Here is a 22,756-nt window from a genome sequence, read left to right as displayed (position 1 = left end):
GTTTCGTTCTATGAGTGGCAATCCCCGGCGGTGTGTCTGTCCTGGCTCCTACGACCCGATCACCAACGGCCATCTGGACGTGATCGCCCGCGCCAGCGCGCTGTATGACGAGGTCGTGGTCGCCATACTGCACAACACCGCCAAGCAGGGCACCTTCAGTCCGCAGGAGCGGATCGACCTCATCGAGGCGGCGACCGCGGATCTACCGAACGTGCGTGTGCTCGCCTTCGGCGACCAGCTGATCGTCGACGTATGCCGCGAGCTCGACGCCGCCGTGCTGGTGAAAGGGATCCGTGGACTGACCGACTACGAGTACGAGCTCCCGATGGCACTGATGAACCGCGAGATGACCGGGCTCGAAACCCTGCTGTTGCCGGGCGATCCGGCATACACGCACTACTCGAGCTCGCTGATCCGGCTCATCGCGCAACGCGGCGCCGACGTCAGAGCGATGGTGCCGAAGCCTGTTCTCCAGCCGCTGCTGGACAAGCTTTCCGGAGAGTTCCGCGCGCGGTGACGGCGCCGGTTTGGGAGACGGGCGCCTTACCCGGTAACCTTGCTCTTCGGTCTCGTCGTACCCGCGTGAGACCGTGCCATGTCTCCTGCGAAACACTGTGATGCATACCGATACGCGACGCCCACTGGCCCTTGATACCAAGGAGCTTCCGAGGCGACCCGGCGGGATGCTCGAAGGTGAAGTGCAGGTGGCGGCACCTGAACACTTCGGCACCGATGTGATCAGCGTGCCGGAAGGTCAACTGATGACCTTGCGGTTGCGCCTGGAGTCGGTGATGGAAGGCATTCTGGTGACCGGCACGGTGCGCGCCACGGCGACCGGTGCTTGCGTGCGGTGCCTGGAGCCCGTCGATCTACCGATCGAGGTCCCGTTTCAGGAGCTGTTCGCTTACGCCGATCGGGCCGCCCATCACCACCAGGTGGAGGACGGCGACGAGGAAGACGTGCACGAGCTGGATGGCGATCTCGCCGACCTGGAGCCCGTGCTGCGGGATGCGGTGGTGCCTGCACTGCCGTTCCAGCCGGTATGCCGGGAAGACTGCCCGGGCCTGTGTTCCGAATGTGGAGCATTGCTCGCGGACGACCCGACGCACCACCACGAAGTGATTGACCCCCGGTGGTCGGCGCTGGCCCAACTTGCCAGCGACGACAACAACACCGACTACGACGAGAAGAGGAATTGACGTGGCTGTCCCGAAGCGCAAGATGTCGCGCTCGAACACCCGGTCCCGCCGCGCGCAGTGGAAGGCGACGCCGGTTGCGCTGTCGACCTGCCCGCAGTGCAACGCGCCCAAGCAGTCGCACATCGCGTGCCCAGCGTGCGGTACCTACAAGGACCGTCACTACAGCGCCGCGGAGCGCACCGAGCACCAGGCCTGACGGTCTCTTCGACGACGTGAGCCCCAGCAAGCGGCAGCGTCCCGAACACGCACAGCGGCCCGTCGCCGACCTTGCCCGGATCCTCGAAGAGCGATCCGGGCAGGTTGTCGATGAGTCGCTGCTCTCGCGTGCTCTGACACATCGGTCGTTCGCCTACGAGAACGGCAGCATCCCGCACAACGAGCGCCAGGAGTTCCTCGGCGATGCGGTGCTGGGCGTGGTCGTGACCGATCACCTCTACCACGAGCACCCCGACCTGCCCGAAGGTCAGCTGGCGAAATTCCGTGCGGCCGTTGTCAATTCGCTTGCGCTCGCCAAAGTGGCGCGGGAGCTGGAGCTGGGCGATTTCCTCAAGCTGGGCCGTGGCGAGACGACCACCGGTGGTCGCGACAAGGACTCGATCCTGGCCGACACGATGGAAGCGGTCATCGGGACCGTCTACCTGTGCAGCGGCATCCCCGGCGCGACGGCGTTGATCCACAGCTTGATGGACACCCTCATCGAGCAGTCGGCAACCCTCGGTGCGGGCCTGGACTGGAAGACTTCGCTCCAGGAGATCTCGTCCGCACTCGGACTCGGTGTCCCGTTCTACCGCGTGGCAGAGGACGGCCCCGACCATGACAAGACGTTCACCGCGGCAGTGCTGATCTCCGACGAGAAGCTCGGTCAAGGGGTTGGCCGCAACAAGAAGTCCGCCGAACAGCAGGCTGCCGAGATCGCCTGGAAGTCGCTGAAGGCTCGAGCCGATGCCGCGGAGGAATCCGCCGGAAGTGCCTGAGCTCCCCGAGGTCGAGGTCGTCCGGCGTGGCGTCGCCGCGCACGTGGTCGGCCGATCCCTGAAGGACGTACAGATCCTCGGACACCGTGTCGCGCGGCGACACGTTCCCGGACCGATCGACCTGGCCGATCGGCTGCGCGGACGCTCGGTCACCAGTGCCCGGCGCCGCGGGAAGTATCTGTGGCTGGAGCTGGACGGTGCGGTCGAGGCCCTCGTCATACACCTCGGGATGAGTGGGCAACTACTCATCGAAGCTCCCGACTCGCCTCGGGAGAAGCACGCTCACGCCGTGTTCGACCTGTCCGACGGGCGCCAATTGCGTTTCGTGGACCAGCGCACTTTTGGTGGGCTGCAACTCGTCGCGTTGGTGCCTGATCCGTTCGGCCCCGGATCAGTGCCGGACATCATCGGCCACATCGCGCCGGACCCGCTCGAGGCTGCCTTCGACCAGCAGGCAGTCAACCGGGCGATGCGGCGCCGACAGACCCAATTGAAGCGGGCGCTGTTGGATCAGTCGCTGGTCTCGGGTATCGGGAACATCTACGCGGACGAGGCCCTGTGGCGGGCGCGGCTGCACGGTGAGCGACCGACCGAGCGGCTGACCGCTGCAGCGGTGCGCGGGGTGCTCGATCATGCTGCCGAGGTGATGACCGAGGCCCTTGGCCATGGCGGCACGAGCTTCGACAGCCTGTATGTCAACGTCAATGGTGCCGGTGGCTACTTCGAGCGGTCGCTGAATGCCTATGGGCGGCAAGGCGAACCGTGTCGCCGGTGCGGCACCTTGATGGTGCGCGAGTCATTCATGAATCGCTCGTCCTTCAGCTGCCCTCGGTGTCAGCGCAGGCCGCGCGTCACCGCCTGACGACCGGCCCGGTTAGGTTGCTGGCATGACTGCTCTGCAACCACAGACCCTGCCGACCGCCGACGCTGCGCTCGAGTGGGTCGAGCGGACCTGCGACGGGGGCCTCGACCGGGCGCGCTCGCTCGTCACCTCCTTCAAGACCACGACTCCCTCCGACACTCTGGACGCGCTGCGCGCGTGGAACGACATCCATGTCGCGCTCGCCGACGCCGCAGGGGTCGCCGGGGTGTATGCCGAAGCCGATCCGACTGGAGCGGTCCGGGACGCGGCGGAGAAGGCCATGCAGCGGTTGGATGCCTACTCCACCGAGCTCGGTATGGACCCGGAGCTGTTCGGCATCCTGTCATCGCTTGACGCGACCGGGCTCGATGACGTGACTCAGCGCTTCCTGGAGCACACGCTGCGTGACTTCCGCCGCAGCGGTGTCGACCAGGACGAGCAGACCCGAGCCCGGTTGAGCGAGCTCGCCGAGCTGGAGTTGAAGGCCAGCCAGGAGCACAGCAAGAACATTCGCGAGGGCGTGCGAACGATCGCCGTACCGCCGGAAGCACTCGCCGGTATGCCGCAGGACTGGCTGGAGTCGCACCCGGCCGGCGATGACGGTCTGGTCACCGTGACGACGGACTACCCGGATGCGATTCCGCTGATCACCTTCTGCAAGGACGCCGCCACCCGTATGGCGATGACCCTCGAGCGCCTCAACGTCGCCTGGCCGGCCAACGACGCCGTGCTGCAGCGGCTGCTCGAGTTGCGCGCAGAGCACGCGAAGCTGCTCGGTTACGAGACCTGGGCGGATTTCGATGCCGAGGTGAAGATGATCGGAAGCGCCTCTGCCATCGGCGAATTCATCGAGAAAATCACTCAGGCGGCCGCCGAGAGTGCGCAACGCGACAAGTCGGTCCTGCTGCAACGCTTGCAGCAGGATGTGCCGGAAGCCACGGACATCTCATCACCTGACCTGTCCTTCTACTCGGAGTTGGTGCGCAAGGAGCAATACGCCGTCGACGCACAGCAGGTCCGCACCTACTTCTCGTTCGAGAAGGTCCGGCAGGGTCTGCTGGACGTGACCGGGCGGCTCTTCGGGATCTCGTTCGAGTCGGTCGACGCGGTCACCTGGGACCCGGAGGTGGCGTCATACGACGTGCTGCGGGAGGGGAGCGGATCGGCCGGATCTACCTCGACCTGCATCCGCGGGACGGGAAGTACAAGCACGCGGCGCAGTTCGACCTGCGCGGCGGGCTGCGTGGCCGACAGTTGCCGGAGGGTGTGCTGCTGTGCAACTTCGGTCGCGGGCTGATGGAGCACGACGAGGTCGTGACGCTCTTCCACGAGTTCGGGCACCTCATCCATCACGTGCTCGGCGGTGACCAGGAGTGGATCAGCTTTGCGGGGGTCGCGACCGAATGGGATTTCGTGGAGGCGCCCAGCCAGATGCTCGAAGAGTGGGCCTGGGACGCCGATGTCCTGGCGACTTTCGCGACCAACGAGGCAGGAGAGACGATTCCGGCCGATCTGGTGGCCAAGATGCGTCGTGCGGACGACTTCGGCAAGGGCTTCCAGGCGCGGACCCAGATGTTCTACGCGGCACTCTCGCTGAACCTGCACCTGCGCCGGTATGACGACCTGACCGCCGTGGTGCGTGACCTGCAGGCGCAGTACTCGGTCTTCCCGTATGTGCCGGACACTCACTTCCACGCCGCGTTCGGCCACCTGGACGGCTACAGCTCGGGCTACTACACCTACATGTGGTCGCTGGTGATCGCGAAGGACATGTTCAGCGCGTTCGACACCGCTGACCTCTACAACGCCGAGGTGGCTGGACGTTATCGCGACAAGGTCCTGGTGCCGGGCGGCAGCAAGGACGCTGCTGACCTGGTCGCCGACTTCCTCGGGCGCTCTTACACATTCGACGCCTACGCGGCGTGGCTTGCTGAGTGAGCGGGTCGCGTCCGCGGGCGATCATCGTCGGCATCGGCACCGAGTGCTCTTCGTTCGCGCCGCACCGAACAGCGATGGCGGACTTCGGTGTTCGCGTCGGCGACCGGGTGCTGGACCGCTTTCCGGCCGTCCAAGCGGGCCGCTTCGGCGAGGTGGACTTCGTGCCTGGGCCGGTTTCGCGAGCGTTGCCGGGAGGCCCGGTCCTGCGTGCGGTGTATGACGCCCTGCTGCACGACGTGCTGGCCGCCGTGCGGCACGGGGCGCCCTGGGACGGTGTGCTGCTCGACATCCACGGAGCAATGTTGGTCGACGGTCTCGACGACGCCGAGGCCGATCTGGCGGAGCAGGTGCGGGACGCCGCCGGTGGAGCGGATGTCGTACTGGCGGCCGCCATGGACCTGCACGGTCAGGTGTCGCGCGACTTCGCGCAGTTGGTGGACCTGCCGACCTGCTACCGGACCGCGCCGCATGTGGACGAGTCGGACACGCGGGACCGCGCCGCTGGGCTTTTGGCCCGCGCCCTGACATCGGGTGTGAGCCCGGCACGTGCGTGGTGCCGGATCCCGGTCGCCCTGCCGGGGGAGAAGACATCGACGCGGGTCGAGCCGGCGGCGTCCCTCTACCGGTCGCTGGCCAATCCTCCCGACGGCGTGTGGGAGGCGGCCTTGTGGGTCGGCTACGCCTGGGCGGACGAACCTCGAACGTCGGCTGCCGTCGTGGTGGTCGGGGAGGACCTTGGCGCCATACAGCGTGAATGTGCGCGGTTGGCAGAGGAATTCGTCGCTGCGCGTGATGCTTTCACGTTTTGCGGTCCGACGGGAAGCTTGTCCTGGGCGTTGGATGAGGCGGCTGCGGCGACCGACGGGACCTTCTTCGTCAGTGACACCGGAGACAACCCGACGGCAGGCGGATCCGGTGATGTGGCAACGACTTTGGACACACTGCTCGCGGACAGGCGAGTCACCGACGGGGCAGGTGACGCGATCTGGACCGCCCTCGTCGACCCCGACGGCGTGCGGGCGGCGCAGCGGGTCGGTGTCGGCGGCGACTTCGATGAGCGGGTGGGAGGCTGCTTCGGCTGGCCGGCGCGTGTGGGACTGCGTGGCGTCGTTCGGCGGCTGGTCAGTGATGGATCCGGCGATGTTGCGCTCATCGCGGTCGGGCGCTTGCAGGTGTTGCTGACGACACGGCGGACTCCGTTCCACACCGTCGCGGACTATGCCCGGATCGGCGTCGACGTCACGCGAACCAAGTTGGTGATCAACAAGATCGGGTATCTCGAGCCGGAGTTGGACGCGGTGAGCAGCGGCTGGGCAATGGCGCTGACTGAAGGCCCGGTCGACCAGCGGATCGATCACCTGCACTTCGAGCGCCTCCAGCACCCACTGCACCCTTTCGATGCAATCGACGACAGTTGGCGGGCCGAGGTCGAGGTGTTCGGCTTCGCTCAGTGACCGTGCACCAGGTCAGCAGCGGCACGGACGAGACCGGCTTGGACGGGCCGATCCCACCTGCCGTCGGCACGCACGACTCGACCCAGATGGATGCCTCGCGCACCCGCGGCAAGCAGCGTCGGGAGATTGTCGGCCGTCACGCCACCACCGACCAGGAGCGCGGCGGCGAGCTCCGAATCTCGCAGCATCGCCGTGAGGCGCGGCAGCCCGGCACCGACGCCTGCGGGGTCACCGGCGGTCAGCACGTAGTCGCATCCCGGCAGGAACAGCGCAGCGGTTACGCCGGCCGGCAGATCCGGCGCATCGTCGATGGCGCGGTGAAATGTCCAGTGCCGGCCGGCCATGGCAGCGATCACCGGGTCGAGGCCGAGCGACGGGACCCCGGCGACATCTACTGCACCGCAGACGAAACTCGCTGCCATCGGTAATGATTCGATATCTGCGCACAGCAGATCGACGGTCTCCTCGGTCAGGTGGTGAGACTCGGTGCGGCGGATCATGACCCGAACCGGAAGCTTGGTCGACTCGAGGACGGCTCGGACCACGTCAGGTTCGGGCGTCATACCACCCTGCTCTGGATCCGTGATCAGCTCAAGCCGATCGGCGCCACCATCGGTCGCCGCGCGCGCATCCTCCGCACTGGTGACGATCACTTCGAGTGTCCGATTCATGCGCATCATTCTGGGCCCCCTGCGTGGGTGGGTCGACGGGTGGCACGCTAGCTCCATGACAAAGACGTCTTCGGTTGTTGAGCAGGTCAAGAAGCAGTTGTTCATCGGCGGCAGCTGGCGGGACGCCGAGGGTGGTGCCACGCTCGAAGTGGACAATCCGGCAACCGGCGCGGAGCTGGCGCGTGTTGCCGACGGGTCTGTCGCGGACGGGGCGGCAGCACTTGCCGCGGCGACAGAGGCGCAGGCGGAGTGGGCACGTTCAGCACCACGGGACCGTAGCGAAATCCTGCGCGCGGCATACGAACTCATCGTGGAACGCACCGACGTGTTCGCCGAGCTGATGACGCTCGAGATGGGCAAGCCCCTTGCCGAGTCGCGTGGCGAGGTGGCCTACGGCTCGGAGTTCTTCCGGTGGTTCGCCGAGGAAGCGGTCCGCGTGTCCGGTCGCTACTCGGTCGCTCCGAATGGCGCGACCCGGCTGATGACGATGAAGCAGCCGGTAGGTCCGACCCTGATGATCACGCCGTGGAACTTCCCGCTGGCGATGGGCACCCGCAAGATCGGGCCGGCGATCGCCGCTGGGTGCACGATGGTCGTCAAGCCTGCGGCCGAGACGCCGCTGTCGATGCTCTACCTCGCGCAGGTCATGGAAGAGGTCGGCCTGCCCGCCGGCGTGCTGAACGTGATCACCACCAGCAAGAGCGGCGAGGTCATGGAGCCACTGATCCGCGATCCGCGCTCGCGCAAGCTGACCTTCACCGGCTCGACCCCGGTCGGCCGCAAGCTCATCGAGCAGTCCGCGCAGCAGGTGTTGCGGGTGTCGATGGAGCTCGGGGGCAATGCGCCGTTCATCGTCTTCGACGACGCCGACATCGACGCGGCGGTCAATGGCGCGATGCTCGCCAAGATGCGCAACATCGGTGAGGCATGCACGGCTGCCAACCGCTTCTTCGTGCACGCGGACGTCGCGGCCGAATTCAGTGAGAAGTTCGCCGCGCGGATGGCGTCTTTGACCGTCGGTGACGGAATGGCCGAAGGCGTCGATGTCGGACCACTGATCAACGCCAAGGCGATCGAGAAGGTGACGGGTCTCGTCGCCGACGCGACCGGTCGCGGTGCGCAGATCGTCACTGGCGGCGGCAAGCGTGAAGGCGCCGGCTTCTTCTTCACGCCGACGGTGATCACTGGTCTGCCGGGCGATGCGGCGATGGCGCGCGAGGAGATTTTCGGGCCGGTGGCCGCCATACAGACGTTCACCGACGAGTCCGACGTCATTCGACGCGCGAACGACACCGAGTTCGGACTGGTCGGCTACTTCTTCACCCGCGACTATGCCCGGGTGCTGCGCGTGAGCGAGGCGCTGGAGTACGGCATGGTCGGGGTCAACCAAGGCGTGGTGTCCAACCCTGCAGCACCGTTCGGTGGAGTCAAGGCCAGTGGCTTCGGTCGCGAAGGCGGCTTCGAAGGTATCGAGGAATACCTCGAGACGAAGTACGTCGGACTCGCGCTCTGAAGTCTCCGAGATGCTCCAGTCACTGCGGCGCTGTGGATAACTTCTGCGGCTGATCGTCGCCGGCTCCTAGTCTCGCTCTGAGGACGAGGAAGGGAGTCGGCGATGGGGCAGTCCACGGTCGATCCGGGCTCGCTGGAGTCGGCAGCTGCGCTGCTTCGCGGCGCCCATGATGACGGCCTGACGATGCTCGCACGAGCGATCACCGACGATGTGCGGCACGGCGTCAGCGGAGCCGAAAGCAATGATGCGTCAGGTGTATTGGGTCCGCCGCTGACACAGGTCACCGAGTTCGTGCGGGAGCAGACCGAGGCGATCTCCGGGCACCTCGACACGGCGGCAGGCGCGTACCGGCGGACGGACTGGCTGGTTCGCGTCGTGTTCGCGGAGCGGTCATGAAATCGCTGGGCGGTGATGCTGCAGTGTTGTTGCGCGCCGGGCGACGGTGCGGTGCGCTGGCTCTCGAGCTTTATCGGCTCGAGAAAGCGCTGGGTGGGGCGGCCGACAGCACCATGGCGCGCTGGTCGGGGACGGCCGCGGCGTCCTTCGGCGCGATGGCCCACGCGCATCGCGGCACGGTGCGGGGAGCGCGAATCGCAGTGGAGCGGCTGGGCGTGCTCACGAGCAGATTTGCCCACGAGCTAAGTGATGCCCAGGTGCGGGTGCAGCGTCTGCCCGAAAACGCGTCCATGGAGCGAAAGGCCATCGAGGAGCGGATCAATCTGCTGCGACGGCGTTTCCATCAGCAATCGATGCAGGTCGAGTCAGAGCTGAGGCAACTGCTCCTGCGCCGGCCGATTGATCCGCCCCGGTGGACCGGGCCGGTGCGCCGGCCTGGCGGCTGGGTCCGGGGTCAGCCGATCATGCCGCCTCGGTGGACTGGGCCGGTGCGCCCGCCCGGCGGCCAGGTTCGAGGTCAGCCGATCCGGCCGCCGCGATGGACCGGACCGATACGCCCGCCGGCGGACTGGACGCCGCCACCGACCTCGGTGCGGCTGTTGCCGGCACCCTCGAACAGAGACCGGGTGCAGCGCAGCTTCCGTGGACACCGCCGTGGTTGAACGGTTCTGGTCGGAGTCCGGCCAGAACGCTGGTCCAGCCGGTCGGAGTGGGGGCATGAGGCGGCTCGCGCCGCTCCTGGTGCGGTTCACGGACGAGGAATTGATGTTGTTCAGCGCTGACCATCCGGTGGTCGATGCGCCATACCTGAGTGGGCTCGACGAGACGCAGCGTGAGCTGGCGGCGCAGATCGCCTATCGGTCGTTGTGCGCCCACGGCGCGGTTGCGGTCGACGGCGGGAAGGGCATGGAGCTGCCGGAATCCGTCGTGACGATGCTGCAGGTGCGGGCCTCCGCGACGTCCGCCCTGCTGATCAGCAAGGCGACCGCCGAAGTCGGCGTGTTGCGCTATCACCATCTCGGCAGGGACGTCGTGGTGATCGAGGACGTGACCGACGACGGCATCCACGAGTTCCGGTTGATCGAGCCCGAGAAGTTGCCCGATGAGGTCGACGCCTTCTGCACGGTCCAGGGAGCGGCGGACGGACAGGGCGAGCCGGTCACGCTGACAGTGGAGGCCTTCGCGGCCGGCGACCTGGCTCGGGAGCTGTGGGGTGAGGGCGTGGCGCAGTTCGATGCAACCGTATGGCGAGCTGCACCCGATCCTGCTCGTGGACAGGTCCTCCTCGGCGTTCTCCTGGGCACCGACGGCAGCTGGTCCAGCCGTCGGTTGCTGGTTCCAAACGAGGGCGGCGACAGTCTCATCGAGATGCAGCCGGCTCGGGCCGCCGAGGTGGGGGACTTCATCCTGGGAGAGTTGCTCGGTGCAGAGGGAGGCGACGTCACCTCGGACACATGGCATTTAATGAGAGCGTGACCGAGAATTCTGCAGCTTCTCCCGCCCAGCGTTCCGTAGCGATCCTGGGGTCAACGGGGTCGATCGGCACGCAGGCGATGGATATCGTGGCCCGAAACCCTGAGCGCTTCCGGGTGACCGCGTTGAGCGCAGGTGGCGGCCAGCCCAAGCTCATCGCGCAGCAGGCGGTGCTGGCACGTGTCGAGTTCGTGGGGCTCGCGGTCGGGGACGAGGCAGGGTTCCGCGAGATCCTGCACGACGAAGCACGGGCTGCAGGTGTGACGGGCTACCAGCCCGAGATCGTCGTTGGTCCCGACGCTTCGGAACATGTTGCCCGATGCGGCGCCGACGTGGTCCTCAACGGCATCACGGGGTCGATCGGACTGCGACCGACGCTCGCCGCCCTGGAAGTCGGCTCGACACTCGCGCTGGCCAACAAGGAGTCCTTGATAGTCGGCGGTCCGATCGTGAAACGGGCGGCCGGGCCCGGCCAGATCGTGCCAGTGGACAGCGAACACTCGGCCATCGCGCAGAGCCTGCGTGCGGGCAGCGATCGGGAAGTGCAGCGATTGGTGATCACCGCGAGCGGTGGACCCTTCCGTGGGATGCCGTTCGACGAGTTGAAGAAAGCCTCACCAGAGCAAGCACTGGCGCACCCGAACTTCGCCATGGGCAAGGTCATCACCACCAACTCGGCGACGCTGGTCAACAAGGGTCTCGAGGTCATCGAGGCGCACCTGCTCTTCGACGTGCCGTTCGAGCGCATCGACGTCGTCGTACATCCACAGCAGTTCATCCACTCAATGGTTGAATTCGTCGATGGGGCCGTAGTCGCCCAGATCGGGTTACCGACGATGCTGGTGCCGATCGCTCTCGGACTCGGGTGGCCGGACCGGGTTCCGGACGCGGAGACACCGATCGACTGGACGAAGGCGGCGGACTGGCGCTTCGAGCCGCTGAACGACGGGGCTTTTCCGGCCGTGCAGCTGGCGCGTCAGGTCGGTATGGCCGGCGCGACATACCCAGCGGTCTACAACGCCGCCAACGAGGAGTGCGTGGCGGCGTTCCACGACCGCCGGATCCATTTCACGGACATAATCGAGACGGTGCAACAGGTCGTCGACGAGCACACGCCGTCCCGGGGGAGCTCACTGTCGAGGATGTTCTTGCGGCAGAGACCTGGGCACGGGCACATGCACAGGCGATCCTCGATCGGCGCTGAGCGCGTTTGCAGCTGCTCATGAGACGCTGGTGGGCGTGTTGTTCCTGCTCGGTGTGATCATTCTGCTGCTCGGCGTCGGTGTCTCCATCGCCCTGCACGAGATCGGTCACCTCACTCCCGCGAAACTCTTCGGTGTCAAGGTCACCCAGTACATGGTGGGCTTCGGTCCGACGATCTGGTCACGCCCCCGCGGCGAGACGGAGTATGGCGTCAAGGCCATCCCTCTCGGCGGTTATATCCGGATGATTGGGATGTTTCCTCCGCGCCCCGGGGAGAAGGAGGGAATGATCCGCTCGTCGTCGACCGGTCGCTTCAGCCAGCTGGCCGACCAGATGCGCGAGGACGCCTACGAGCACATCGCACCGCGCGACTCCGACCGGGTGTTCTACAAGCTGCCGACCTGGAAGAAGGTCGTCATCATGTTCGGCGGCCCCTTCATGAACCTGATTATCGCGTTGGTCCTGCTGATCATCATCGCCAGTGGGATCGGTCTACCGGTGCAGCAGACGGCAAAGATTGCCGCGGTGCAGTCGTGCTCGCCGACCACCGCGGGGAAGGCAGTGTCCGATTGCGACGCAGCAGGACGCACCGCCGCGGCGGCTGCCGGCGTGCAGTCCGGTGACCAGATCGTGTCGATCAACGGTACCAAGATCACGTCGACGACGGATTTCACCAACATCGTGAGATCCCACCCGGGCAAGCAGATCCCGCTGGTGGTCCAGCGTGATGGAAGGCAGGTCACCCTGCAGGTGAAGCCCAAGTTGCAGCGCATGCCCAAGCAGGACAGCAACGGCACACAGGTCGTCAACTGGAAGGGCGAGGTCGAGTACCAGGACGTCGGGATCATCGGCGCATCGATCGGCGGCACGTACCGCGACGAGCGGCAGTCGCTTCCCGCCGCTATCGGCACGTTCGGCAATGCTCTCGAGCGAACCTCATCGGTCTTCGTGAAGATCCCGCAGAAGATGGTCGGCGTGTGGAACGCCGCATTCAGCGGCGGCACCCGCGACCAGTACAGCCCCCAGTCGGTAGTCGGAGTCGGCCGAACCGCCGGGGACGTGGCCGAGTCGACGCACGCCAGCGTGCGGGACAAGATCGTCGTGCTGCTGATGATCCTCGCGTCATTGAACATGGCGCTGTTCGTCTTCAATATGGTGCCGCTGTTGCCGCTCGACGGTGGCCACATCGCAGGGGCGTTGTGGGAGGCGGTCAAACGCCGGATCGCGCGCGCCCGCGGGATCACCGGCCCGGTCTATGTCGATGTCGCGAAAGCGCTGCCGCTCGCGTATGGCGTGTCGATCGTCCTACTGGTGATGTTCGCCTTGTTGGCGTATGCCGACATCGTCAATCCGGTGAAATTCGGCTGAGCCCTGTTGCTTGCGGACCGGATCGGTCCGCCTGCCGCGGCACGGTCCCTCGCCGTCAAAATCGTTGGCGGCCAGGCCGGCCGCTCGGGCAGGCTGATGATCATGTCGAGTAGCGATCTGTGGGATGCCGAGACGGCCGAGCGGTATGACGACGAGTCATCGTTCATGTTCTCGCCGGAGGTGCTGGCGCCAGTTGTCGACTTCCTCGCCGGGCTGGCCATCGGAGGCCCAGCGCTGGAGTTCGCGATCGGCACGGGCCGCGTGGCGATTCCGTTGATAGAGAAGGGAATCCGGGTCAGCGGCATCGAGCTGTCGCAGCCGATGGTAGATCAGTTGCACGCCAAGGCACCCGATGTGCCCGTGACTGTCGGCGATATGGCGACGACAACGGTGGAAGGCGAGTTCTCGCTGGTCTTTTTGGTCTGGAACGGCCTGGGCAACGTGCGCACCCAGGCCGAACAGGTCGAGGTCTTTCGAAATGCTGCGCGGCATCTGGCGCCGGGTGGGCGGTTCGTGATCGAGCTGTGGATCCCTGGAATCCGCCGGATGCCGCCCGGTCAGACGGCGGCTCCGTTCCACGTCGGCAAGCGCCATCTGGGCTTCGACACCTACGACCTGGCGACCCAGCAGGGCACTTCGCACCACTACACGCGTGAGACGGGTGGGGCAGTGCGATATGGCGCCAGTAATTTCCGCTACGTCTGGCCCGCCGAGTGCGACCTGATGGCACAGCTCGCTGGTATGACGCTCGAACGGCGTATGGCGGACTGGAACGGCAGCGAATTTACCGGCGAGAGCGAGTCACACGTCTCGGTATGGCGCAAGAGCGACTGAGCGCAGCGGATCGATGGTCGAGCTGGCTCGGGCAGGACGAACTCACGCGGCGTCGCTGGAACGGCCCGCCGTCATACGCACGGCAGTGAGGTCCCATTCGACACAAGTGGCAGTGACCACGGCGATGTATCCGGATCGGTGCACCTTCTGGTGATGCGTCGTGCAGAGCATCGCGGAGTTCAGCAGGCTGGTGACTCCGCCGGCCGCCCAGGGCACGACGTGATGCACTTCGCAGAATTGGGGCGGTCGGTCGCAGCCGGGAAAGGTACATCCGCGGTCCCGCAACGTCACAGCAGTCCGAAGCCCTTTGGGGACAAGCCTTTTGGTGCGCCCGACGTCAAGCGGCTCACTGTCCGTGCCGAGAACCGCTGGCACGATGTCCGCGTCGCACGCGAGTCGTCGGGCGGCCCCGGGATCGAGGACGTCGCCCGTGCATGTCGTAGCGAAGCCGACGCCGGTCATCAGGGTGTTCAGTGGCATCGTCACCGTCACCCGCGCCGCGGATCCGATCCCGGCAGCTTCTGAGTCGGTCATCCGGGCACCGGCACTCACCAGGGCGACCAGGGCATCGACCCGCCGCTTCCCGGGAGTCCGCTCGTCGCGGCTGCCGGGGTCCGTGGCTTCGGTGGTGGACGCGCCATGTTGCGCATTTGGTCCTGTCCGCGGTGCCGATAGGGCCATAACGGCTTCCTTGACGATCGCGGCATTGACCGGAGCCAGCTCCGCCGTCAAACGGGTCATGCCCGTCTCGGTGGTCCACCACGACATCGACTCTGTGCGCTCAAGCGTGGAGTCGGACTTGTCGAGCTCATCAGGGGCGTACCTCGCGAAGATCTGTCGCGTCAGGACCCTGCGTCCGCGAGCTCCGGATGCCGGGTCGAGATCGAGAAACCAGCCGAGGACCTTGTCGCGATCGACCTCGGGGACTATCGGCTCGACCTTCGCAGACTCTTGTAGCGCGGTCTTGGCCACCGATGGCGTGCAGGAACCGCTGTGGAGTGCATCCGTGACCGCGCGGGCCTTCTCGCCCTGACAGGCATCGGCGACGTAGGCGATGGTGTGCGCGTCGCGGACGTCCAAGGGCACGGCCGCGATGGTCGCGCAGTTGGCCACCCATTGTGTGGTGGAAGCAGCGTCCGATGTGCCCACGTCGCCGCGCTGGCGCGCGAGCCGCGCAACCAGGGTTGCCACTTGGTCGCTGCGGCTTCGCAGTTGCAAGAGGGTGACCATGATGTCGGCCAGCTCCTGCGGACTGAAGTCGTCGAGGGCATCGGGAAGATCGTCCAGCATCGTCACGGCGGCACGCAGCTGCGTGAGTGGCTCGCACTCGTCAAAGCCCATGTCTCGCACCGCCGCTCGCCACTGGTTGATCCGACATTGATTGTCTACCGGCGGGCCACATCGTCGGTCATCCACCACGAAGCGTTCGGTGGACGAAGCGCGTGTGCCACCGGGGATGTGAATATCCCGGCCAACCCACGACAACAACGGCTCGACCACAGAGTTGCACGAGCCGTCGATCCATCGCTACGATACGGAACGTGCCGTTTCGAAATGACAAGGAGTCACCCTCTCCTGGCCGCCCTCGCGATGCCGTACGCGAAGCCGAGATCCTGCACACAGTGCTGACCCTGCTCGCCGAGGTCGGGTATGACGCCCTGACGTTCGAAGGCATCGCCCGTCGAGCCGGCGCCTCCAAGGCGACGCTCTACCGCCGCTGGGACAACAAGCGCGACATGGTGGTCGCCGCGATCAAGGCAGGACCTTCCTCCGCCACACCGACCGCTGGCATCGACACGGGATCGCTGCGCGGAGATCTGCTGGCCCTTTGCGAGCGTCTCGACGCGACCTTGCGGGCGTCCGACGGATCGATGAGTCTCATGCTGTTGCAGGCCGGCTTGGAAGATCCCGAGCTCTGCCGGCACATCGAAGACGCAGCCGGTCCGACCGGCGCCAAACTCCCGAAAACTGTTCTGGATGCGGCAATTTCGCGCGGTGAACTCCCGAAGGGAACTCGCCCCTTCACCTATGAGGAGGTCGCCGGTTCCGTCTTGCTCCTGCGCCGCCTGAACGGCCTGGCGTCCGGTCCCGACTACCTCGCTCGACTTGTCGACGACGTGCTCATCCCGTCGCTGCGAGCCAGCGCCGCCGACACGTCGGAGCCGCCCCGCGCAATCTTCGCCTGACGGGCGCGCATCGCCGCCGGGTCGCGCAAGCGGCCGTCATACCCACACACACCGAACATCGGAAGGCTTCCCCATGAGCTCGCAACCCACCATCGAGGGCTTCGACTATCGCCGAATCCCCGCGGACAGCAACGTGATTCTCAATGTCGCCGTCGGCGGCAGGGGAAGGCCGATCGTGCTGTTGCACGGCTTCCCGCAGACCCATCTGATGTGGCGACACGTCGCGACGGGCCTCGCCGAGGACCACCTGGTGATCGTCCCCGACCTGCGTGGGTATGGCGCCAGCGACAAGCCGGAGGAAGCGGACGACTCGACATACTCCAAACGGACCATGGCACGTGACATCGTCGCAGTGGCAAGGGAACTCGGCGCCGAACAGTTCGCGCTCATCGGGCATGACCGCGGCGCGCTGGTCGGCATGCGTGCCGCGCTAGACCACCCGGACGTCGTGACACACCTGGGCATCCTGGACGTCCTGCCGACGCTGGACACCTGGGACGTGCTGCACGGCGTCGACGCGAAGGTTGCTTGGCATCTCTATCTCATGGCGCAGCCGAAAGGCTTGCCGGAGAGGATGATTGAGGCCGTTGCTGCTGATTTCTTCGGGTCGTTCCTCGACGCTTGGGACCCCAGCGGCTCGACGTTCCCCCCGACGGTCCGCAAGCACTACGTCGACAGCTCTGTGGCAGCAGTGCCGTCGATCGTCGCCGACTACCGCGCGACCGCCGGGATTGACCTGGAGATGGATCGCGCTGACCGGGCAGCCGGAGCGCGACTGGCGATACCGGTCGGTGTCCTGTCGCAGGACTGGGGCTCCCAACTCGGCTTCAGCGCCCTGGACCTGTGGAAGCAGTGGGCGCTCGAGGCGACATACGAGCCCATCGACGCCGGCCACTTCATGGCCGAGGAGAAGCCGGACGAGGTAACGGGCTTCATCCGGGGCATATTGCGGCGAACGGACCACTGAGTCAACGGGACAGGTGCGTCGGTCTGAGCCGCGCCAGGTAGTCCTCCAGCAACGAAACCTGTTGCACCGCAGAATAGTTCGCCGGGTCGAGGACTGCCTGGACGATCAGGCCGAGTGCGAAGGAGTGCAGTTCGGTTGCCATCAGCCGCGCATCGCCGGCGCACAGAGCGGCGCACTTCTGTGCCGCCTGGACGAGCGCAGTGAGCCGCTCGACACCATCCGCGTAGCGACGGGCGTGATCCCGCTGGAACTGCGGATCGGCGAGGGCGTGGTCCCACGACGAGATCCAGACGCGGTTGGCGGTCGTCGACTCGGCATCCAGCGGCAGCATGTCCATGACCGCGGACCGAAGCGCGGGAAGTCCGTCGGCCGCCGTCCGGGGTTGCCTGGTCCTCGACCGACTCTCGAGCAGATCAAGGGCGTAACCGACGATCTCCCGCTTCGACCCGAAGTAGTGCGTCACGACGCCGGTGGTCGCCTGCATTTGGCGAGCGATCGCCCTGATGGTGAGCCCGTTGAACCCGTCGGTGGCAAGCACCTGCCAGACGGCCTCGGCGACGTCGCCACGACGGTCCTCGTGATTTCCCTTTGGCCTGCCCATGCACCGGATGCTAGTTTGCGCAACAAACGTTGTGCAAACGATCGGAGCAACCGTGTTCACCCACCACCTCGCCGACGGAGTCCGCCTGCGCACCCTCGAGCCTTGGCACGCCGACGAATTCGCCGCCCATCTGGATCGGGCGCGCGAACACATCCGGCCGTGGGTCGGACCGTCGTTCGTCACGGATACCGTCGACACAGCGCGCGCCACGCTTGTTCGGTATGCCGAGGCGACCGCACGGGATCAGGCTCGCCTCGTCGGCATCTGGGTCGACGAGACTCTCGTCGGCGGTCTGATGTTCGTGGACTTCGACGCCGCCGGTGGCACGGCCGAACTCGGCTGTTGGCTGGAGCCGGCAGGGGAGGGGCACGGGCTGATCACCAACGCCGGGCTGTTCCTGCTGGACTGGACATTCGAAGAGCGGAAGCTGCATCGCGTGGAGTGGCGCTGTCGCCACGACAACGCACGCAGCGCGGCCGTTGCCCAACGGCTCGGTATGACGCACGAGGCGACGCTGCGGCAGGCGTGGCTGAACCGCGGCATACATCACGACAAGCAGGTCTGGGCGATACTGGCCGATGAGTATCGCGCCGCGCGTGCGTCAAGTTGACGGGTTCCGTTTACTGGCAGCCCTATTCGGCTCTCGTCGGTGAGCTGCGCTCGGACCTTCGGATGTCGTCCTCCAGTCGGTCGCCGAACTGCTCGACGCGGTTGTCGCGCTCGGCGAAGACCGAGGCGCCCGGCTTGTTGCCCCACTTCCATTCGTTGAAGAAGAGGTTGAGCGCCACGGCACTGATCGCGGCGGCACTGATACCTGAGCCCATGATCACGCCGAACCAGTCCGGGAACTTGTCCCAGAAGGTCGGCATCGCGATCGGGATCACGCCGAATCCGAAGGTCACCGAGATGATGACCAGATTGAGGCCGTTCTCGTAGTCGACCCGCGCCAGGGTTCGTATGCCGCTGGCGGTGACCGAGCCGAACAGGATGATGCCCGCTCCGCCCAACACCGGGGAAGGGATGCCCGCGACTATCGCACCGACGACGGGCAACAGGCCGAGCACCACCAGCACACCGCCGCCGGTCGCCACGGCGAACCGGCTCTTGATGCCGGTGAGTGCGACCAGCCCTACGTTCTGCGCGAACGCGCTCGCCGGGAAGCTGCCGAAGAACGGCGCCACAGTCGTCGCCGCCATGTCTGCCCGCAGTCCTGCCGCGACGCGCTTGTCGTCGACCTCGGTCCCTACGATCTCGCCGATGGCCAGGATGTCAGCGGTCGTCTCGGTCATGATTACCAGGATCACGATGGTCATCGAGATGATCGCGCCGATCTGAAAGGTCGGCGAACCGAAGTGCAGGAATTGCGGCAGCGCGACGATCTTGGCGTCTTTCACGCCGGAGAAGTCTGCATGCCCGGTGGCTGCGGCGACGATTGTGCCGATCACCATGCCGATCAGGATCGACAGCCGCGAGATCGCTCCCTGGAAGAGCCTGCTGATCAGCACGATGATCAGCAGCGTGAGCCCGGCGAAGCCGATGTTCGTGGGCGACCCGAAGTCCTTTGCGGTCGAGTCGCCGCCCATGCACCAGCTGAAGGCGGTCGGCATCAGAGATGCGCCGATCACCGTGATGATCGACCCGGTCACCACTGCCGGGAAGAAGCGCACGATCTTCGCGAAGTAGGTCGAGGCGATGACACCCACCAGGCCGGCCACGATGATCGCGCCGAGCACCGGTCGCACGCCGTCCTTGCTCGCGATCGAGACCATCGTCGACACGCTGGCGAACGACACGCCTTGCACGATCGGCAACCGACTGCCGACCGGTCCGATGCCGAGGGTCTGCAGCAGGGTTGCGATGCCGCTGATGAACAGGCCGGCGGTGACGAGCAACGCGACGTCGGACGTCTTCAAGTGCGCGGCTCCGCCGATGATGATGGGTGGGGCGATCACTCCGCCATACATGGTCAGGATGTGTTGGGTTCCGTAGATGAGCAGACGGCCGGGACCATACATCGTGTCCTCGGGTCGGCCCTGATACTTCGGATTGCCCTCGCGTCGTAGGAGTTTCACGGCGCTCATCCCTCGGTCGGTGCCCGATGGGGCGGGCTCAGCGGTAGCTGGGCGGGAGGTTTGCTCACTCGGGTCGACACTGGCGCCACCCTCTCACTATGTGGAAGATTGATTTCGATGGATGAAATAGTGACACCAGGCACACTGTTCGTCAACGGTTTGTTGAAATTGGCTCGGTGGGTGGTATGACGCCACCGTCCTACTCGGCCACATTTCGGCCGATGGAAGCCGCGAGTCATACTGAAGGGGTGACAGTTTCTCTCGGTATGCCGAGCGCTCCGGCGCCCGTGCTCGCGCCCCGCCGCAAGTCTCGCAAGATCAAGGTCGGGAAGGTCGAGGTCGGGGGAGATGCGCCGATCTCGGTTCAGTCGATGTGCACGACGCCGACCACTGATATCAACGCAACCCTGCAGCAGATCGCCGAGCTGACTGCGACCGGTTGCGACATCGTGCGTGTCGCGTGCCCGAGCCAGGACGATGCCGACGCCCTGCCGGCGATCGCGAAGAAGTCGCAGATCCCCGTCATCGCCGACATCCACTTCCAGCCCAAATACGTCTTTGCCGCGATCGATGCCGGCTGCGCGGCGGTCCGCGTCAACCCGGGCAACATCCGCAAGTTCGACGACCAGGTCAAGCAGATCGCGAAGGCAGCCAAGGATGCCGGCGTCTCGCTGCGCATCGGCGTCAACGCGGGCTCGCTCGACAAGCGACTGCTGGAGAAGTACGGCAAGCCGACGGCCGAGGCGCTCGTCGAGTCGGCGGTCTGGGAGGCGAGCCTCTTCGAGGAGCACGATTTCCACGACTTCAAGATCTCGGTCAAGCACAACGACCCCGTCGTCATGGTGCGCGCCTACGAGATGCTGGCCGAGCGCGGTGACTGGCCGCTGCACCTCGGGGTGACGGAAGCAGGCCCTGCCTTCCAGGGCACCATCAAGTCCGCGACCGCTTTCGGTGCGCTGCTGTCCAAGGGCATCGGCGACACGATCCGCGTGTCGTTGTCCGCGCCGCCGGTCGAGGAGATCAAGGTCGGCAACCAGATCCTGCAGTCGCTCAACCTCAAGCCGCGCAAGCTGGAGATCGTCTCCTGTCCGTCGTGCGGCCGCGCCCAGGTCGACGTCTACACGCTCGCCGAGCAGGTGACCGCCGGCCTCGAAGGTATGACCGTGCCATTGCGCGTTGCCGTCATGGGTTGTGTCGTCAACGGTCCCGGTGAAGCTCGCGAAGCCGACCTCGGGGTCGCGTCGGGCAATGGCAAGGGTCAGATCTTCGTCAAGGGCGAGGTCATCAAGACTGTCCCCGAGGCGCAGATCGTCGAGACCCTCATCGAGGAAGCGATGCGCATCGCCGAAGAGATGGGCGAGCCGATCGACGAGGACTCTGCGGGCAGTCCGAGCGTCACCGTCAGCTGATTCGCCGTATGGCGAACAGCAGGCTCGCCCCCGTGAGCGCCTTCGCGGCCGACAACGCAATGTCGATGCCCGCAACCTGCCCGGTGACCAGATCGTTGGGAACCGTCTGCAGCACCAGGTGATAGACGCCCCACGCCGTCCAGGCGCCGGAAGCGGTCCACACCACAGCCATGGGGACGGCGCGACGAAGCCGACGCGGTCGCCCGGCGACACCCGACCAAAGCCCGGCCAACGCCATCAGCCCGATGACCGCGTCGATCGCTGGGCCCATCGCCTCGAGGGCGGAGTCCGCGAATGCGCTCCGGACCACGAGAGCCAGCACGAGCGTCGCAGTCGCAAGGGCTGGGAGCTTTGGCAGCCGGTCTCGGCGTACGCCGGCCAACCGCTCGCCCCATCCGCGATCGGCGCCCCAGCGCTGCCAGGCGTAGATCGCGAAGGCCGGCAGTAGGCAGAGGCCCAGGCCGCTGAACCCGGTGTAGACCGCGGCATACACCCAACCGGCGATGGGCGTCGCCGCGCTGCTGGCGTCCGTTGGTGGTCCGGTGGTCGCCTGGACAATCACCGACGGGCCGATGATCATCACGATCTGTCCCAGTAGTCCGTATCCCACCCACATCGTCGGCAGTAAGAACCAGCGCGGTGCCCGTGCGCCGGTGAAGAAGACCAGGGCGAGAGCCAGCGCGACCAGATCGAGCCCGAGTGTCGCAGTGTTGAGTAAGTGCATCGTGGCGCTGGTTCCGAACTTCGCATCCGACAGGCCTATCCGTGAACGGCACAACCAGGCGACCTTCAACGCGCTGTAGGGGAAGGTCGCGAGCACTGCACCGACCGCCAGGCGTCGCCGTACGCGGTCAGCAGTTGTCCGGTTCGAGACCTTCCCGGCCAGCGCGGGCCGCGCCGCGTGAACCGCGGTCATGGCTGGACACTCTCGTCGAGCGCGGCCCACGAGCGTTCGATCTTCCGCAGTAGTGCCGGATAGATCAGCGAGTGACGGAACGGCCGAATCCCGGCCATGTAGAGGCGCCCCTTGGTCCCGTTGGGTTTCGAAAGAATTGCCAATTGCGCTGTGTAGCAACCGGACTCGGTCTGGACCCACCCCATATGCAGCACACCGTGACACGTTGAGTTCGCCAGTTCGGCGGCGAACTCGTCACTCAGCAGGTAGAGCGAGGTGAAGGGCAGGCGCGCGAAGTCAGGCCCAATGGGCGCATCGACCAGGTCCGCCGGAAGTCGGGCGCGAAGGGACGGCACCCTGATGCCGACCCCGTTCTGCGGATCGTCCCAATGCAGCAGCTTGCCGAGGCCCCACCGAACCGACCAGACGAGGCGGACGATCGGTGAGTCGCCCCCTCCATGGTTCCGGCGGCGAAGATCTCCACCAGCCGGCGGAGGTCGCCCGGCCCGCCCGGCGTAGGCAATTGCCAGACGTCGATCAGGTCGAAATCACCTGCGATCTGATGGATCCGCCACGGGCGGTTGCGAAATTCGCTCTCCGGCAGGCGTCCCGCGATCTTCGAGGTCGTCGATGTACTCATGATCTTCACGATGCTGTGTACGTACGCCGATCCGCCTCACCTGGGCAGGGGTTCGTCGTCCCTCTTCCGGGGGAATCGCCGCTTCGTGGTCTCGTGACAGC

22 protein-coding genes and 2 pseudogenes are annotated in these 22,756 nt (G+C 66.0%); 18 read left to right on the top strand and 6 right to left on the bottom strand.

The window, feature by feature from the left end; all coding sequences use genetic code 11:
* The first annotated feature begins 10 nt into the window (after nucleotides 1–10).
* The 7 genes and pseudogenes from coaD (at nucleotide 11) to ACFQDH_RS21535 (ending at nucleotide 6,427) form a co-directional block, all read left to right on the top strand.
* The gene (coaD, locus tag ACFQDH_RS21565) at nucleotides 11–517 is read left to right on the top strand and encodes a pantetheine-phosphate adenylyltransferase (protein ID WP_382404419.1); all 507 of its coding nucleotides are present in this window, start codon (nucleotides 11–13) and stop codon (nucleotides 515–517) included.
* Between the two features lie 100 nt (nucleotides 518–617).
* Complete coding sequence (locus ACFQDH_RS21560; protein WP_382404418.1) at nucleotides 618–1,199, top strand: YceD family protein; 582 nt, start codon at nucleotides 618–620, stop codon at nucleotides 1,197–1,199.
* Between the two features lies 1 nt (nucleotide 1,200).
* Complete coding sequence (gene rpmF / locus ACFQDH_RS21555) at nucleotides 1,201–1,395, top strand: 50S ribosomal protein L32 (RefSeq protein ID WP_382404417.1); 195 nt, start codon at nucleotides 1,201–1,203, stop codon at nucleotides 1,393–1,395.
* 16 nt (nucleotides 1,396–1,411) lie between these two features.
* Nucleotides 1,412–2,173 carry a ribonuclease III gene (rnc, locus tag ACFQDH_RS21550; protein WP_382404415.1) on the top strand — a complete coding sequence of 254 codons (762 nt, stop codon included), beginning with the start codon at nucleotides 1,412–1,414 and terminating at the stop codon, nucleotides 2,171–2,173.
* Nucleotides 2,166–3,035, top strand: coding sequence for a bifunctional DNA-formamidopyrimidine glycosylase/DNA-(apurinic or apyrimidinic site) lyase (gene mutM / locus ACFQDH_RS21545; RefSeq protein ID WP_382404414.1), 870 nt, complete (start codon nucleotides 2,166–2,168; stop codon nucleotides 3,033–3,035). Before rnc ends, mutM begins: the two co-directional genes overlap by 8 nt.
* A gap of 25 nt (nucleotides 3,036–3,060) precedes the next feature.
* Nucleotides 3,061–4,973 (top strand): annotated as a pseudogene (locus tag ACFQDH_RS21540) (M3 family metallopeptidase).
* A complete protein-coding gene (locus ACFQDH_RS21535; protein WP_382404413.1) occupies nucleotides 4,970–6,427 on the top strand; it encodes a M81 family metallopeptidase in 1,458 nt (485 codons plus the stop codon). Before ACFQDH_RS21540 ends, ACFQDH_RS21535 begins: the two are co-directional and overlap by 4 nt.
* Here the strand turns inward: ACFQDH_RS21535 and ACFQDH_RS21530 are convergent.
* On the bottom strand, nucleotides 6,421–7,098 hold the full coding sequence (locus ACFQDH_RS21530) for a copper homeostasis protein CutC (protein WP_382404412.1): 678 nt from the start codon (nucleotides 7,096–7,098) through the stop codon (nucleotides 6,421–6,423). The genes ACFQDH_RS21535 and ACFQDH_RS21530 overlap by 7 nt on opposite strands.
* A 55-nt stretch (nucleotides 7,099–7,153) precedes the next feature.
* On the opposite strand from ACFQDH_RS21530, the gene ACFQDH_RS21525 reads away from it, so the two are divergent.
* The 7 genes and pseudogenes from ACFQDH_RS21525 to ACFQDH_RS21495 all read left to right on the top strand — a co-directional run bounded on the left by ACFQDH_RS21525 (nucleotide 7,154) and on the right by ACFQDH_RS21495 (nucleotide 13,885).
* Nucleotides 7,154–8,611: an NAD-dependent succinate-semialdehyde dehydrogenase gene (locus ACFQDH_RS21525; RefSeq protein ID WP_382404411.1), complete on the top strand. Its 1,458-nt coding sequence runs from the start codon at nucleotides 7,154–7,156 to the stop codon at nucleotides 8,609–8,611.
* Between the two features lie 102 nt (nucleotides 8,612–8,713).
* A complete protein-coding gene (locus tag ACFQDH_RS21520) occupies nucleotides 8,714–9,007 on the top strand; it encodes a hypothetical protein (RefSeq protein WP_382404410.1) in 294 nt (97 codons plus the stop codon).
* A complete protein-coding gene (locus ACFQDH_RS21515) occupies nucleotides 9,004–9,669 on the top strand; it encodes a hypothetical protein (protein ID WP_382404409.1) in 666 nt (221 codons plus the stop codon). The genes ACFQDH_RS21520 and ACFQDH_RS21515 overlap by 4 nt, the downstream gene beginning before the upstream one ends.
* Nucleotides 9,670–9,724: 55 nt before the next feature.
* Nucleotides 9,725–10,483, top strand: a complete 759-nt coding sequence (locus ACFQDH_RS21510; protein ID WP_382404408.1) for a hypothetical protein — start codon at nucleotides 9,725–9,727, stop codon at nucleotides 10,481–10,483.
* Nucleotides 10,462–11,684 (top strand): annotated as a pseudogene (dxr, locus tag ACFQDH_RS21505) (1-deoxy-D-xylulose-5-phosphate reductoisomerase). The gene ACFQDH_RS21510 and the pseudogene dxr overlap by 22 nt, the downstream one beginning before the upstream one ends.
* A 35-nt stretch (nucleotides 11,685–11,719) precedes the next feature.
* Nucleotides 11,720–13,051: a M50 family metallopeptidase gene (locus ACFQDH_RS21500; RefSeq protein ID WP_382404407.1), complete on the top strand. Its 1,332-nt coding sequence runs from the start codon at nucleotides 11,720–11,722 to the stop codon at nucleotides 13,049–13,051.
* Nucleotides 13,052–13,153: 102 nt separating this feature from the next.
* Nucleotides 13,154–13,885: a class I SAM-dependent DNA methyltransferase gene (locus tag ACFQDH_RS21495; protein ID WP_382404406.1), complete on the top strand. Its 732-nt coding sequence runs from the start codon at nucleotides 13,154–13,156 to the stop codon at nucleotides 13,883–13,885.
* Nucleotides 13,886–13,927: 42 nt separating this feature from the next.
* On the opposite strand, the gene ACFQDH_RS21490 is transcribed toward ACFQDH_RS21495, so the two are convergent.
* Nucleotides 13,928–15,226 carry an HNH endonuclease signature motif containing protein gene (locus ACFQDH_RS21490; RefSeq protein WP_382404405.1) on the bottom strand — a complete coding sequence of 433 codons (1,299 nt, stop codon included), beginning with the start codon at nucleotides 15,224–15,226 and terminating at the stop codon, nucleotides 13,928–13,930.
* A gap of 200 nt (nucleotides 15,227–15,426) precedes the next feature.
* On the opposite strand from ACFQDH_RS21490, the gene ACFQDH_RS21485 reads away from it, so the two are divergent.
* Nucleotides 15,427–16,071, top strand: a complete 645-nt coding sequence (locus ACFQDH_RS21485) for a TetR/AcrR family transcriptional regulator (protein ID WP_382404404.1) — start codon at nucleotides 15,427–15,429, stop codon at nucleotides 16,069–16,071.
* 73 nt (nucleotides 16,072–16,144) lie between these two features.
* A complete protein-coding gene (locus tag ACFQDH_RS21480) occupies nucleotides 16,145–17,038 on the top strand; it encodes an alpha/beta fold hydrolase (protein WP_382404403.1) in 894 nt (297 codons plus the stop codon).
* A gap of 1 nt (nucleotide 17,039) precedes the next feature.
* Here the strand turns inward: ACFQDH_RS21480 and ACFQDH_RS21475 are convergent, their stop codons facing one another.
* On the bottom strand, nucleotides 17,040–17,639 hold the full coding sequence (locus ACFQDH_RS21475; protein WP_382404402.1) for a TetR/AcrR family transcriptional regulator: 600 nt from the start codon (nucleotides 17,637–17,639) through the stop codon (nucleotides 17,040–17,042).
* Nucleotides 17,640–17,691: 52 nt separating this feature from the next.
* Here ACFQDH_RS21475 and ACFQDH_RS21470 point away from each other — a divergent pair, with 52 nt between their 5' ends.
* Nucleotides 17,692–18,249, top strand: a complete 558-nt coding sequence (locus ACFQDH_RS21470) for a GNAT family N-acetyltransferase (protein ID WP_382404401.1) — start codon at nucleotides 17,692–17,694, stop codon at nucleotides 18,247–18,249.
* A gap of 22 nt (nucleotides 18,250–18,271) precedes the next feature.
* On the opposite strand, the gene ACFQDH_RS21465 is transcribed toward ACFQDH_RS21470, so the two are convergent.
* Nucleotides 18,272–19,711, bottom strand: a complete 1,440-nt coding sequence (locus ACFQDH_RS21465; protein WP_382404400.1) for a nucleobase:cation symporter-2 family protein — start codon at nucleotides 19,709–19,711, stop codon at nucleotides 18,272–18,274.
* Between the two features lie 266 nt (nucleotides 19,712–19,977).
* On the opposite strand from ACFQDH_RS21465, the gene ispG reads away from it, so the two are divergent.
* Complete coding sequence (ispG, locus tag ACFQDH_RS21460; protein ID WP_382404927.1) at nucleotides 19,978–21,120, top strand: flavodoxin-dependent (E)-4-hydroxy-3-methylbut-2-enyl-diphosphate synthase; 1,143 nt, start codon at nucleotides 19,978–19,980, stop codon at nucleotides 21,118–21,120.
* Here ispG and ACFQDH_RS21455 read toward each other — a convergent pair.
* Both ACFQDH_RS21455 and ACFQDH_RS21450 read right to left on the bottom strand, forming a co-directional pair.
* Complete coding sequence (locus ACFQDH_RS21455; protein ID WP_382404399.1) at nucleotides 21,113–22,036, bottom strand: hypothetical protein; 924 nt, start codon at nucleotides 22,034–22,036, stop codon at nucleotides 21,113–21,115. The genes ispG and ACFQDH_RS21455 overlap by 8 nt on opposite strands.
* On the bottom strand, nucleotides 22,033–22,539 hold the full coding sequence (locus tag ACFQDH_RS21450) for a DUF2867 domain-containing protein (RefSeq protein ID WP_465253898.1): 507 nt from the start codon (nucleotides 22,537–22,539) through the stop codon (nucleotides 22,033–22,035). The genes ACFQDH_RS21455 and ACFQDH_RS21450 overlap by 4 nt, the downstream gene beginning before the upstream one ends.
* Nucleotides 22,540–22,756 lie beyond the last annotated feature (217 nt).

It is taken from the genome of Flexivirga alba, assembly GCF_042661025.1.
In the GTDB taxonomy this organism is placed as follows: Bacteria; Actinomycetota; Actinomycetes; order Actinomycetales; family Dermatophilaceae; genus Flexivirga; species Flexivirga alba.
The sequence above is the reverse complement of the archived record's forward strand: the minus strand, read 5'-3'. Positions and strand labels throughout refer to the sequence as shown.